The 13,039-nt window shown below is 47.2% G+C and carries 17 protein-coding genes; 1 reads left to right on the top strand and 16 read right to left on the bottom strand.

Features of this window, described 5'->3' with window-relative positions:
- Positions 1-68 precede the first annotated feature (68 nt).
- The 7 genes from H2R00_RS03555 to H2R00_RS03525 are packed head-to-tail and all read right to left on the bottom strand — an operon-like array spanning position 69 to position 5,652.
- A complete protein-coding gene (locus H2R00_RS03555) occupies positions 69-1,052 on the bottom strand; it encodes a biotin--[acetyl-CoA-carboxylase] ligase (protein ID WP_076792582.1) in 984 nt (327 codons plus the stop codon).
- On the bottom strand, positions 1,037-2,230 hold the full coding sequence (locus H2R00_RS03550) for a CCA tRNA nucleotidyltransferase (RefSeq protein ID WP_182070469.1): 1,194 nt from the start codon (positions 2,228-2,230) through the stop codon (positions 1,037-1,039). The genes H2R00_RS03555 and H2R00_RS03550 overlap by 16 nt, the downstream gene beginning before the upstream one ends.
- Entirely contained in the window at positions 2,190-3,371 is a 1,182-nt protein-coding gene (gene bshA / locus H2R00_RS03545) for an N-acetyl-alpha-D-glucosaminyl L-malate synthase BshA (protein WP_154997888.1), read from the bottom strand. The genes H2R00_RS03550 and bshA overlap by 41 nt, the downstream gene beginning before the upstream one ends.
- Complete coding sequence (bshB1, locus tag H2R00_RS03540) at positions 3,371-4,072, bottom strand: bacillithiol biosynthesis deacetylase BshB1 (RefSeq protein ID WP_182071016.1); 702 nt, start codon at positions 4,070-4,072, stop codon at positions 3,371-3,373. The genes bshA and bshB1 overlap by 1 nt, the downstream gene beginning before the upstream one ends.
- Positions 4,065-4,478 carry a methylglyoxal synthase gene (mgsA, locus tag H2R00_RS03535; protein WP_154997886.1) on the bottom strand — a complete coding sequence of 138 codons (414 nt, stop codon included), beginning with the start codon at positions 4,476-4,478 and terminating at the stop codon, positions 4,065-4,067. The genes bshB1 and mgsA overlap by 8 nt, the downstream gene beginning before the upstream one ends.
- 19 nt (positions 4,479-4,497) lie before the next feature.
- A complete protein-coding gene (dapB, locus tag H2R00_RS03530; protein ID WP_154997884.1) occupies positions 4,498-5,301 on the bottom strand; it encodes a 4-hydroxy-tetrahydrodipicolinate reductase in 804 nt (267 codons plus the stop codon).
- 12 nt (positions 5,302-5,313) lie between these two features.
- Positions 5,314-5,652 (bottom strand): nucleotide pyrophosphohydrolase, encoded by a 339-nt coding sequence (locus tag H2R00_RS03525; RefSeq protein ID WP_023857432.1) that lies wholly within the window; start codon positions 5,650-5,652, stop codon positions 5,314-5,316.
- Between the two features lie 137 nt (positions 5,653-5,789).
- Here H2R00_RS03525 and H2R00_RS03520 point away from each other — a divergent pair, with 137 nt between their 5' ends.
- The gene (locus H2R00_RS03520; protein ID WP_023857433.1) at positions 5,790-6,662 is read left to right on the top strand and encodes a YitT family protein; all 873 of its coding nucleotides are present in this window, start codon (positions 5,790-5,792) and stop codon (positions 6,660-6,662) included.
- A 42-nt stretch (positions 6,663-6,704) separates the two neighbouring features.
- On the opposite strand, the gene ypjB is transcribed toward H2R00_RS03520, so the two are convergent.
- From ypjB to H2R00_RS03475, 9 genes are all read right to left on the bottom strand, one after another.
- The gene (ypjB, locus tag H2R00_RS03515) at positions 6,705-7,505 is read right to left on the bottom strand and encodes a sporulation protein YpjB (protein ID WP_154997882.1); all 801 of its coding nucleotides are present in this window, start codon (positions 7,503-7,505) and stop codon (positions 6,705-6,707) included.
- 74 nt (positions 7,506-7,579) lie between these two features.
- Positions 7,580-8,146: a lipoprotein heptaprenylglyceryl N-acetyltransferase LhaT gene (lhaT, locus tag H2R00_RS03510; protein ID WP_411810444.1), complete on the bottom strand. Its 567-nt coding sequence runs from the start codon at positions 8,144-8,146 to the stop codon at positions 7,580-7,582.
- A 39-nt stretch (positions 8,147-8,185) separates the two neighbouring features.
- Positions 8,186-8,365 (bottom strand): hypothetical protein, encoded by a 180-nt coding sequence (locus H2R00_RS03505; RefSeq protein ID WP_182071126.1) that lies wholly within the window; start codon positions 8,363-8,365, stop codon positions 8,186-8,188.
- Between the two features lie 35 nt (positions 8,366-8,400).
- Positions 8,401-9,168 (bottom strand): menaquinol-cytochrome c reductase cytochrome b/c subunit, encoded by a 768-nt coding sequence (locus H2R00_RS03500; protein WP_154997878.1) that lies wholly within the window; start codon positions 9,166-9,168, stop codon positions 8,401-8,403.
- A gap of 32 nt (positions 9,169-9,200) precedes the next feature.
- Complete coding sequence (gene qcrB / locus H2R00_RS03495; protein ID WP_003182952.1) at positions 9,201-9,875, bottom strand: menaquinol-cytochrome c reductase cytochrome b subunit; 675 nt, start codon at positions 9,873-9,875, stop codon at positions 9,201-9,203.
- Positions 9,876-9,877: 2 nt separating this feature from the next.
- Positions 9,878-10,384 carry a QcrA and Rieske domain-containing protein gene (locus tag H2R00_RS03490; protein WP_154997876.1) on the bottom strand — a complete coding sequence of 169 codons (507 nt, stop codon included), beginning with the start codon at positions 10,382-10,384 and terminating at the stop codon, positions 9,878-9,880.
- A 146-nt stretch (positions 10,385-10,530) separates the two neighbouring features.
- Positions 10,531-10,977: a YpiF family protein gene (locus tag H2R00_RS03485; RefSeq protein ID WP_182070468.1), complete on the bottom strand. Its 447-nt coding sequence runs from the start codon at positions 10,975-10,977 to the stop codon at positions 10,531-10,533.
- Positions 10,978-11,059: 82 nt separating this feature from the next.
- Positions 11,060-11,599, bottom strand: coding sequence for a ReoY family proteolytic degradation factor (locus tag H2R00_RS03480; protein ID WP_020451944.1), 540 nt, complete (start codon positions 11,597-11,599; stop codon positions 11,060-11,062).
- A gap of 68 nt (positions 11,600-11,667) precedes the next feature.
- Positions 11,668-12,942: a tetratricopeptide repeat protein gene (locus H2R00_RS03475; protein ID WP_182070467.1), complete on the bottom strand. Its 1,275-nt coding sequence runs from the start codon at positions 12,940-12,942 to the stop codon at positions 11,668-11,670.
- Positions 12,943-13,039 lie beyond the last annotated feature (97 nt).

Here is a 13,039-nt window from a genome sequence, read left to right as displayed (position 1 = left end):
TTTCCAGGTGCAGTTCCCAGAGGATACTGCCCATCCGAAGTATACCAAAAACGCTCGGGTCCTTCCAACTATGACGGATTAATATCGATATCGGCAGAGTATATTTTTTTGATGCCGTCACTCGTTTCCAGGATCAAGACGCCTTCTTCGTCTATTCCCAGCGCTTTTCCGTGAAACGTTCCGTTCAGCGTCCTGGCCGTCAATTCGCGGTTCAGGGACAAAGCGTAGCTCTCCCATAAAAGCTTGATCGGTTCGAAACCGTAGGCGAGATAGTCTTCATACCTTTTTTCGAAAATTGCCATTATTGTTTGAATCAAAGCCGCTCTGTCGATTTTTTCACCGCTTGTGAGACGAAGGCTTGTCGCTGTTTCTTTTAATTCTTCAGGAAAGTCGCCAGCAAGCTGATTGACGTTGATCCCCGTTCCGACAATGACGGAATGGACCTGATCGGCTTCCGCCTGCAGTTCGGTTAAGATCCCGACCACTTTTTTGCCGTTGATCAAAATATCGTTCGGCCATTTAATTTCGGCTGCGATGCCGGTTTGCTCTTCGATTGCCTGAACGATCGCGACAGCGGCTAAAAGCGTCAGCTGCGGCGTTTTTTGCACGGGCATTTCAGGCCTTAAAATGATGCTCATCCAAATGCCGTTTCCTTCCGGTGAATGCCATGCTCTCGCCATTCTTCCCCTTCCTTCTGTTTGCTTGTCGGCAACGATGATCGTTCCTTCCGGCGCACCGTTGTTTGCTAGTTCATGAGCGATTTTTTGTGTTGATGAAACGACATCCTGAAAATGGATGGTTTGTCCCATTTTTTTCGTTTTTAACCCGAGCCTGATTTCATCTTCGGTGATTTTGTCAGGTTTTTTTATCATTTTATAGCCGAGCTTTCGGACCGCTTCAAGTTCATATCCCGATTTTCTCAGATCTTCGATATGCTTCCAAACGGCGGTTCTCGAGCATCCAAGCTCTTCGCTGATTTTCTGGCCTGAAATGAATTCGCCGTCGGCCTCTGTAAACAATTGAATGAGTTTCTTTCTTAAATTTGACTGCATGAATCCAGCCACTCCTCTATGGCTTTTTTTTGATTGGCAAGCTCCCCGTTTAACACGGCCCGCTCAATCCGTTTCAAATCATCGGAGACCCATTTCCCGGCCGGCTTGTTTCTGAAATTCAGCAAATCGCTTCCAGACACCGCCAGGTCTTTCAGGCTTTTAATCGGAAGCGCGCGGTACGACTGTCTGATTTCAGCCAGCCGCTGTTGGTCGATTGCCTGCTTGTCCCTCAAGCTGCGAATGGCGGAAGCGGACAGCAGCGTCTCTTCCCCCGCCTCATACATCGAGACGGCATCCCATTTTTGATCGATCCGTTCAGCCGTCAGGAGCGCCTGTTTTACGACTTTCCCCGGTAGCTTCCACCCTTTTAAAAATCGGTGCGCTTCAGCGGAATCGATCGATATCATGTGAATGAAAGCCGCCCATATATCAGCTCTTTTTTGAAGTTGATGAAAAGGAAAAGCTCGGGCAGCCAGAACGCGCTCCTTTTTGCCGTCCAGCCCCGGAAGCTCCTTGTAAAGCCCTGTTTCGGCCGCTGCTTCCAGAGCCCGGTCCGCTGCTTTTCCTTTTAAAAGCTTTTCGAATTCAACCGTTTTCCGCTCTGTAGAAATATGGGCCAATAGCAGACGGTTTTCGCAAATCGCTTTTTTTGTATTTGGAGAAAGCTCAAACTCGAGCTGACTCATAAAACGAAGCGCCCGCAACATGCGAAGCGCATCTTCGTGAAAACGCTCCGCCGGGTCGCCGACCGTTTGAATCAATTTTTCCCGTATGTCGCGGAGTCCGCCGAAATAGTCGATCAGTCTGCCTTGTTCATCCATCGCCATGGCATTAATCGTCAGGTCCCGCCTCTTCAGGTCTTCCTTCAGCGATTTGATAAACTGAACGCCGCTCGGCCTTCTGTAATCCTCGTACTCAAGCTCAGCGCGAAAGGTTGTCACCTCATAGGATTCTCCCTCAAAGAGGACGATGATGGTTCCGTGTTCCTTTCCGACATCAACGGTTTTCGGAAAAATGGCTTCAATTTCTTCCGGGGATGCATCTGTAGCGATGTCAATATCACCGACATCCCGGTTCATTTGGGCATCCCTGACGGCTCCGCCTACAAAGTAGGCCTGCCGGCCGTGTTTTTTCAGCTCACGAAGGAGAGGAAGAGCCTTCAAAAAGAGATCCTCCATTGTCACACTCCCAGTCTGTTAATTGTTGATAAATTTCCTCATATTGCGCGATGATTTTGTCGGAAGAAAAGCGCTCCTTGATGCTTTGCAGAGCCGCTTCCGCAAAACGGCGCTGCAGGCTTTCATCAGTCAGCAAATGGAGCGCCTTACTAGCCGCGCCTTCAATATCTCCTACATCGACCAAATAACCGGATATACCGTTTTTGATCACCTCAGGAATCCCCCCGATATTTGTGCCGATGCACGGAACGCCGCAGGCCATCGCTTCCAGCAGCACTAAACCGAAGCTTTCCTTCTCGGACAAAAGCAGCTTTAAATCGCTGATGGCGTAAAGCTCTTCCACGCTGTCCTGTTTGCCCAGGAAAAGAACGTCGTCTTTTAATCCGAGCTGTCTGACAAGCTGACAGATGACGGTCATTTCCGGCCCGTCACCGACGAGAATCAGCTTCGATTTCATTCGTTTGACAATGCGGCTGAATACATGGATGACGTCCTGTACGCGCTTTACCTGTCTGAAATTGGATACGTGGATGATCACTTTTTCATCAGGGGCAATGCCGTACTGCTCTTTCAACGAATGATACTCCTGTTTTTTTAAATACACGCGCTCATCCACAAAATTATAGATCGTTTCGATTTTTTTGTTCGGTTTGATCAGATCATACGTTTGCGCGGCAAGAGCCGAAGAGACCGCGGTAACGCGGTCAGACGATTCGATCGCAAACTTGATCAGGTCTTTTAATGACGGATCATAGCCGAGAACGGTTATATCTGTGCCATGCAGCGTTGTGACTGTTTTAATGTTTCCGTTCAGCATTTGCTTCGCTAAAAAAGCGGAAATCGCGTGAGGCACCGCGTAGTGGGCATGCAGAACATCAAGCTGTTCCCGCTTTGCCACCTCCGCCATTTTGCTGGCCAAAGCCAAATCATACGGCGGGTACTTAAACACGGCATATTGATTGACTTCGACTTCGTGAAAATAGATGTTGGAATACACTTTATTGAGCCTGTACGGAACACTTGATGTAATAAAATGAATTTCATGTCCTTTTTCCGCAAGCAGTTTGCCGAGCTCAGTGGCGATAATTCCTGATCCGCCGACACTCGGATAACACGTGATTCCGATTTTTAACTGTTTCATCATCCGCCCCCAAATAAATCGTTGTTTAACAGAAGAGTCCGCTTTGAAAAAAACCCTTCCGCGTATGCGACGCCGACCTCTTTTCCCAATAGCTTTTCCCTGGCTTCGACCGTTTCAATATATCCGTTCGTCAGCGGTGTTTCAACCGACTGCCGGGAACGGGTGAACTGGCTCTGATAAGCAGCAAGGCTTTCCTTTTTTTGATTGATCGTTTCGGAAATGTCGATGACAAATTCAGGTTTGTGAAAACCGTTGATCATATAGTAGTACACGTTTTGGACTTTATGGGCCGGCTGTTTTTCTGCATCTTCGTATTTATGTATTCCAGCGGAAAAGACCGCTTCTTCGACGATTTCCGCTGCGTGCCCGTGATCGGGATGCCGGTCCTTTGGATAAGGAACAAAGACAAGCTTCGGCTTATGTTTCCGAATGACGGCAACCGCTTCCCTGATCGCCGCCTGGATGGGAAACAGGCCCCTGTCCGGCAGCGTGAGGGAAATCCGCGGACTAACTCCGAGAATTTCGGCCGCCAGCGACGCTTCGCTTTTTCTCGTTTCGACTGTTCCGTTTGAAGACAGTTCAGCTTGGGTTAAATCGCAGATTCCAATTTGAAAGCCTTTTTTAGTATATTTGGCAATGGTTCCTCCCATGCCGATTTCTACATCATCGCTGTGCGCACCGAAAGCCAGTATATCAAGCATCGCGATCCCCGCCGTGGATAATGTTTCTGAATTCAAACGCGCCTTCCTCGACAGATCGGATTAAGATTTCCGCCGTTCCCATGTTGGTGGCGAGCGGAATGGCATAAACGTCAGACAAGCGGATAAGAGCTGACACGTCAGGTTCGTGCGGCTGGGCCGTCAGCGGGTCTCTCAGAAAAATCACAAGGTCGATGTCATTTTTCGCGATCAAAGCGCCGATCTGCTGGTCTCCGCCAAGCGGCCCCGATTGAAAGCGCTCGACAGGCAGCCCTGTCGCTTCGGTGATTTTTAAACCTGTCGTTCCTGTCGCAAACAGCTCATGCTTTTTTAAAATGTCTTTATAAGCGGTCGTCAGCTGAATCATATCCTGTTTTTTTCGGTCATGGGCAATTAAGGCGATTTTCAAAGCGATTTCCCCCTTTTTGTTACTCTATGATATTTTCAAGGCCGTAGACAAGCTGATCGATTTTCATTACTTGTTCAACAGCCAGTTTCACACCAGACATAAAAGATGTGCGATTGTATGAATCATGACGGATTTTCAGGGTTTGGCCGTCTCCGCCGAACATCACTTCCTGATGGGCGATCAATCCCGGCAGACGAACGCTGTGGAGACGGATTCCGTTTTGATCGGCGCCTCTTGCTCCCGGCAGAATTTCCTTTTCATCCGGGTGCCCCTGCGTTTTCGCTTCGCGAACAGCCGAAATCATTTCCGCCGTTTTTAAGGCCGTTCCGCTTGGTGCGTCAAGTTTTTGATCATGGTGCTGTTCAATGATTTCGACATCGGTAAAATAGTTGGCAGCCATTTGTGAAAACTTCATCATCAGCACGGCTCCAAGCGCGAAGTTTGGTGCGATAATGGCTCCGATTCCCTTATCATCGGTCAGTTCCGTAAGCTCGTTCAAGTCGCTCTCAGAAAATCCTGTCGTTCCCACAACAGGACGGACGCCGTGCTCCAATGCGATTTTTGTATGTAGCTTGCCGATTTCCGGCGTTGTCAAATCAATCAGAACGTCCGGAGCCGTTTCTGAAAAGCATTCGGTGATGTCGGTGTAAATGACGGCATCTGAACTTGACATCATCACATCTGACAGCTTTTCACGGTTATATGTACGGTCGATTGCACCGACAAGCTCAAAATGTGTGGTTTCTTCAACAAGTTTGACCGCTTCGCTTCCCATTCTTCCGCGCGGTCCAGCTATTGCGATTTTAATGGTCTCCTTTTGCATCTTGATTCTCCTCTACTTTCCTTCTTCTTTTCTTGTCCAGCGGTCTTTGTCACGGGTGTTGAACTTCTCCATGACCATATCATGCGCTTCATCCAATGATATATGAAGCGAATTCGCAAGACAAACTAAAACGAACAATACATCGCCGATTTCTTCATCGATCTTTTTTTCCGATTCGGTTTTTTTCTTCGGTTTTTCGCCGTAATGATGGTTGATCTCCCTCGCCAGTTCGCCAAGCTCTTCCGTCAGCCTGGCCATCATGGCAAGCGGACTGAAATAGCCTTCTTTAAACTGGCCGATATATTCGTCAACCTCACGCTGTATATCTTTCATCGTTTTTTCTTTCGTCATGCTGACAAAACCTCCTGTCATCTCTTACATGTTAGCGAATTCAAACAAGTTTGACAAATGTTTAAGACGGGTTTGCTGTTTTAAAACGGATACACTATAATATTAACGCCAGCTTATGGAAGGAAAGGAGTTTTTTTATGTTCGGAGACATCAGAATGAAGAACGTCCTGTTTATTTTAGCAGGCGCTGCTGTTTTTTCCTTTGGACTCGTTCATTTTAATATGCAGAACAACTTGTCGGAAGGCGGTTTTACCGGCATTACCCTGCTGCTTTATTTCCTGTTTAACATCGATCCTTCCATATCCAATCTGGTGCTGAACATCCCGGTCTTCTTCATCGGCTGGAAACTCCTCGGCAGAACAGTCTTCTCATATACCATTCTCGGCACAGTCAGTCTGTCGGTGTTTTTATGGATTTTTCAGCGCTTCCAGATTCATATGCCGCTTCAAAACGATCTTGCGCTCGCGGCTCTTTTTGCAGGCGTGTTTATCGGCACCGGATTGGGCATTATTTTCAGATACGGCGGAACAACGGGCGGCGTCGATATTATTGTGCGGCTGATCAACAAATATTTTCAAGTGCCGATGGGCAAAGCCATGTTTGTGTTTGACGCCTGCGTCATTACATTATCCCTTATTTTTTACCTTTCCTATAAGGAAGCGATGTACACGCTTGTTGCCGTATTTGTCGCCTCAAAGGTCATCGACTTTATGCAGGAAGGCGGTTATGCCGCAAAAGGCGCAACCATCATCTCTGAAAAGAACGACCAGATTCAGCGAAAAATCATTGAAGAAATGGAAAGAGGCGTCACGGTTTTAAAAGGTCAGGGGTCTTATACGAAAACCGAGCGGGACGTTTTATACTGCGTCGTTCCGAAAAATGAGGTTTTCCAGCTGAAAAACGTGATTACCTCGGTCGATCCGCACGCTTTTGTAGCCGTCAGCGACGTACACGACGTTCTTGGAGAAGGTTTTACGCTTGATGAGAACAAAAATCCCATCACACGCTGATTGAAGATCAGCAAAAAAGAAGCTCGCGATCAGCGGAGCTTCTTATTTCGGCCAATCTTTTTCTCTTTTTCTGCGCCTGTCCTCTTCGGCTTTATACTTTCTGAAACCGACATATGTCAGCGTCGATAGGATAATGCTCCCCGTCGTCAGGATGACCCATAACAGGGAAGGGTCTGCATCATCTTCTTCTACTTGATCAAACACATCTTCCAAATCTTTTTCCAAAAGCGTCAGCCTTTCCAGCTTGCTGCTTTCCGTCATTTGCTGAAAGCCCCCGTTTTCCACGACTGCAATATGGTTGGAGACGCTTTTTAACTGCTTTGGCGAAACATCAATCGTTAAGCTTGGATAAATCGTATCATACAAGGATAAAAAATGATTCCACTTTTCCCTGAATGTCAAGTTGTCTTCCTTCTGAATCCCAGCCTTCAAAGCGCTGAAAGAATCCATGATCGGTTTTTTCAAACTGCTCCACAGCGGATCATGGTCAGATTCAATGGCGTCCATCAGCATTCTAAACTGGGCAGCGGCTTTAAATTTCTCCTGCTGTGCGACCTCTTCGCTTTCCAGCCTTTTCAGCGTATCATGGTAGGCCAGACTGACCTGGCGGATTTCCGAGCCCGTCATCATCTCTTCTGTTCCGTCTTTCTCTGCTGCTTTCAGCCGTTTTTCAAAGTATTGAAGAATTTGTACCGCTTCCTCATATTGAGACTGCCTTGTTAGCTGGAATACCGTATCTGACAGTTCCGTCAATTCCTGCAAAGCCGATGATTCTTTCGCTTTCAAACCGGCCGCAGGAAAAACAAGCGCAAGCATCATGCAAAGGATCACCTTTCGTATCATTACGGTCCCTCCCACTCCTTCTATTAAAGCGTATGAAGAGAGGGACAAGGTTAGACCAAGATTGTGAAGCAGTGTTACAGCTTAAAAGCTTTTCGGGACAAGACCAGGTAATAGGCCAGACCGATCGAAGCGATGCTGAGCCAAAATGTAAAATAGCCGATCTGCGGCATATATTGATCGAGCATTGAATAATTCGGCATCATTCCAAACAAGTAATCAATGACATCGTTATGCAGCGTCCAAACAGCCGCAAGCGCCAAATGCCACCCTTTAAACCGGTAATGGGGGGCGTACAGCACGCCTTGCACAGCCATTGCGAAGTGCGACGCGATCAGCATATACCCCGTCCAATGAAGGCTTCCACTCACTACAAGCACGAGAATATTCATCACAACCGCCCACAGCCCGTATTTGACAAGCGTAACCAGCGCAAGCGCTTCAAAGAGAGGAGCATTCCTTCCCAATAAAAGTCCGATGAGAACAAATAAAAAGAACAATGTCGCCGTCGGGCTGTCGGGTACGAAAATCAGAAATTTTACAGGCGTATTCATCAGCTGCGGAAGATACCAGTAATACCCGTAAACCGTACCGAAGAAATTAATGATCAAAAGCAGCAGAAGCATCGGCTTTTGAGCGAGCATGTAGCAAATCAGTTTCAAAGCAATCAACTCACAGTCTCTTTAAATAAAAAAAGCCGCCGCCGGGTCAGCTTCATAGATTAACCGCAAAACGCATGCCAAGAAGCGGCGCCTTTCCAGCTTCCGTGCCGGTTCACGATCAGCAGCGGTCAAAATTGAAAAGGCCATCGACATCGTCGACAGCCCGAGAGGCTGACTTGGCGTCAGCTTCAGCTCTATCAAGAGTATAGCCTGCCTTCATCAACTTGACAACCGTTTTATTTCGCCGTTGTTTCAGAGATGAATTTAGACAGTTCTTTAAGCTCTTTGTCAGATCCTTTAAAAACGCCAGCAGGCATTTCGCCTTTTCCTTCTTTAGCGATTTTCGCAATCTCTTCCGGAGACAAGCCGTTGTCAACGAGAGACGGGCCTGCCGCTCCTCCCTGCATGTTGTCTCCATGGCACGAGATACAGCCCTGTTCCTGATAAATCTTATACCCTGCTGCACTCGTATCAATATCGGCCTCTTCCTTGATTTTACCCTGCTCTTCAGCAGCGGCCCAGTCGTGAGTTGCAACGGACTGCCATGTTAAGAAAACAGTCGCTGCAATTGCCAAAAGCATCAACCCTACGGCAACCGGACGTTTAAACGGCCTTCTCTCAGGGCCTCTGTCAAGAAACGGCGCCAATAAAAGCGCTCCGAATGCAATTGTCGGGATAATAATCGCGCCGACCACCGTATACGGTCCGGCAGCATATTCGTATTTCAACAATTGGTAAAGAAATAGAAAATACCAGTCTGGCAAAGGTATGTAGCCGGTATCAGTCGGATCTGCCATCCGCTCGAGCGGAGGCTCATGGACGATGGTCAGCACGAGAAAACCGACAAGGAAAACCGCTCCGACCATCCATTCTTTCAGCAGGAAATTCGGCCAGAACGCTTCCGTTTTCCCTGGAAATTCGGAATAATCTTTTGGAATATTCGGTTTTCTTTCCGCCGGGATCCGTGAATCACCGACAAACTTCATCCCTTTTCCCCTTTTCATGCCATCCCCTCCTTCTCAATTGAGTCGCTCGTTTACAGCGGCCCAGAAATTCCTTGCTTGCGAATCATGATAAAGTGTGCTGCCATCAGTCCAAACAGAGCGGCTGGCAGGAAAAAGACGTGTATGGCAAAAAAGCGCGTCAACGTCTGAGCGCCGACAATATCCGGATGACCGGCAAGCAATGTTTTAATTTCCGAGCCGATCAGCGGCGTCGCCTCAGCAATCTGCAAACCTACTTTTGTCGCAAACAGAGCTTTCATATCCCAAGGCAAAAGGTAGCCTGTAAAACCTAAACCGAGCATGACAAAGAAAATCAAAACGCCGACAATCCAGTTCAGCTCTCTAGGTTTCTTATAAGCTCCCTGGAAGAAAACCCTGAGCGTATGAAGAAACATCATCACGATGACCAAACTCGCACCCCAGTGGTGCATTCCCCTTACAATCTGTCCGAACGCCACTTCATTTTGCAAATAATAAACAGATTCCCAGGCATTTTTAATATCCGGAACGTAATACATCGTCAAAAACATGCCGGACAGCACCTGAATCACCGTTACGAAAAACGTCAACCCCCCGAAGCAGTACACGAAAGCTGAAAAATGGTGAGCCGGGTTTACGTGTTCAGGAACTTCATGGTCGGCGATGTCCCGCCAGAGCGGCGTAATGTCAAGTCTTTCATCCACCCAGTCATAAATTTTGTTTAGCATGATCACCCATCCTTCCTCGGCTTGGCTTTCCCTAAGTAAAGGTAGCCGTCTTTAACCTCTTGCTCATAGTGATCCAAAGGAGCAAGCGGCGGAGTTCCGGGCACGTTGGTACCATCCTTTTCATAAAGTCCGTAATGGCACGGACAAAAGAACTTATTCGGATTTTTAGGATCGCTGTTCCAGTTGACCGTACACCCCAAATGTTTACAAACCGGTGATAAAGCTACAATTTCGTCCCCACTTTTGAAAACCCACGCTGATCTCGATTCTTCCGATTCGTACCAGGCATCCACTTGTTTGATTTTAAAATCGAAGCGCTGCGGTTCATTTGTCAATTCATCAACGCTGACAACCTGAACCATGTCCTGATCTTCAGTCGGCCTTAAAACCGGATCGAGCGCGAAGCGAACCATAGGCATGAGCATCCCCGCCGCCATAAAGCCGCCGACTCCGGTCAGCGTATAGTTTAAAAACTGACGTCTGGATACCCGATGTCTTTTTTCGCTCATCTTCATATCCCCCCTCAAGTCCCCAGCTACAATATAACTGAAATAGAAAAAAATTCATGAAACTAGGACACCCTCATAATATATCAATATTTTAGGAAGGTCAACATTCCCAAAATCATTATACAAAGGAAATGTAAGTGTTTTTATTAAGAGTTCCAATATTGTAACAAAATGTTCAATATTTGCTCGATTTGATCTTCAAGCAGCTTCTGCTTTAACGAATCCTTCATATGTTCGAGAGGAATCGCCGGAACCCACAGCAGCTTTTGCTCGCTTTCGAGCACCTGCTTCCAGCGTTCATCCGTCGTTAAAAAAACGATGTGGCGAAAATGTTTTTCGGCCATTTCTTTTAAATCGGCGATATGCTGCGCCGATTTCTCATCCGCTTGCAAATATGTACAGGGCGGAAACAGATAGATTCTGCCCTTCAGCTGCCTTTCGAGTTCCTCTGCAAGTATAGACGTAAATTCCCCTTTTGATACGGCAGATTTAAACTGATCTCCCAAATCAACCGATATTAAAGGGATGACAGCTGTATCGATGTATTCTTTCGCATTCAAGTAAACATCCGCATCGTGCGTATTCCATTTCACGGCTCCCGGCCTCCTCGTTATGACAGCGCTTTCTCCGGAGCTGAACAAGCCTTGCTCTCGGCAAGGCTTGATTGGCAGCGGATTATCGCAGCTGGCTCAGTTGTTTAGCTAGTTTTTCGAAGCTTTCTTTATCCTGGCGGTCAAGCGCTTCATCGATTTCCCGCAGCAGCTTTTGTCTCTGAAAAGTGGAAATGGAATGCTCCAAAATCTGTTCAGCGACAATTTTATCTTTTTCATTTTCATATAGGTCTTTCGGAATATGCGGATTGGCTTCGAGTACAGCCGCATATTCCGGAGAATTATAGGCTGAGCGGAAGTTCAGCTGGATAAAAAGATCCTGCTGCTTATTCAGCCTGATATCATGAAATGATTTTTCTGCATCGGTCGTCATGACATTTTCTTTATAAAAACGAAAAGGCACTTCCTCAACGCAGTGGGTAGACATGATAATGCCCCTCGGACAAAATTCGGCCTGCTCGACAAAATGCACTTTTTCCATCAGCGAGTCATGGCTCATTAAATAATTCAGAATCCATACACACTCTCTTCGTTTCAGCTGATAATGGTTGAGAAACCAGCGGATAAAATCTTTTTTTTCATTGACAGAAACAGGGGTCTGCATGTTATTCCCTCCTCTATCGCATCTTGTGTATTACTTTATAAATTCCACACAAACCGATTATATCCTGCTTATTCAAAGGAATTTTCATCTTCGATTCTGAAAATCGTCTCCTGGACTTCCTCGTTTGCCGGGTCGAGCTCTGCCAGTTTTTTCAGCAGAGGCAGCGCTTCTTTCTGCCGTCCTTCTTCAAGCAGAAACATGGAATATTCGTAAAGGAAATCGGCGTCATCCCGGTAGTGCAAAAATGCGTTCTCATATTCCTCACGGGCTTTGTCGTACGCTTCGGTCCGGGCGAATGCTGATGCCACATGCCAGCTGAACTTCGGATCATCCTCTCCGTATTTGCGCACTTCCTGAACGAGTTCAATGATGCTCTCATCATCATCTTCTTCAAGAAACAGGGCAAGCAGGGTATGGACGGCTTCCAGATATCCGGGGTCCAGCGCCAGCGCTTCACGAAGCAGTTCTTTCGCTTCCGAATGCCTTTTCGTTTTTAAAGCTGATTTTGCAGCAGAAAGATAAAGCTCTTTGTTGAACTCATCGACGCGGATTCCTTCTTTTGCCGTTTCGAATGCCTCCTCATAAAGCCCTTCTGCTTCATAGCTGTTTGCCAGAGGCTTGTAAAGCGAAGAATAAGCAGGGTCCATTTCCTTCAGCTCTGTCAGCTGTTTAATCGCAGTTTTAGGATACCCCGCTTTCAGTGCCGTAAAACCAAACCCGAACAGTGTGTTGGGCTCCGGGTTCTCCTTGACGGCTTTTTCATACCATTCAAGCGCTTCTTCAAACGCTCCGGATGAACTCAATGATTCCGCCAGCCTTTGGTACACATTCACGCCACCGATGACGGCTTCTTCTTCGGCCGCTTTTTTGAATTGACGGACCGCTTTTCCGTAAGCTCCCTGAGTGAAATACAGCTCTCCCAAAGCAAAATCGATGACCGGCTCATCAGGCAAAATGGCTCGCGCCTTCAACAGCTTTTGCTCGCTGACTTCAAACAGACCCTGCATCTGATAGAGGTCAGCCATTAAAAGCAGGCACTGCGGGTATGCTTCGTCTGTTTCCGGAATCGTTTCGAGCACGCTGAGCGCTTTTTCATCCTGGTCGGTTTCGATGAGGAGTTCAGCATAAAAGCATGTCAGTTCCGTTTCATCCGGATACAGTTCATGAAGGTCATTCACGATGGCGATAGCCTTATCGACAATTCCCCATTCGTAATACAGCTGGGCTACTATGGCTTTGTCTTCATCATGAAGGTCAGACTCGATATCAGCAAGCTTTTTCAATCCGCTTTCCGGGTGGCCTGCTTCAACTAATTTTATGGCTTCTTGAATCGAAGTATTCAAATCTAAACGTCCCTTTCTTTCGTCAATTCATCGCCGGCCGTATCAGCCGGGATAACGCGGTGAGTTACTTACTATCATAATTCACGCGGCGGTTTCC

Source organism: Bacillus haynesii (genome assembly GCF_014042035.1).
GTDB classification, from domain to species: Bacteria; Bacillota; Bacilli; order Bacillales; family Bacillaceae; genus Bacillus; species Bacillus haynesii.
Note: the sequence above shows the minus strand (reverse complement) of the source record. Positions and strands in the feature narration are given on the sequence as shown.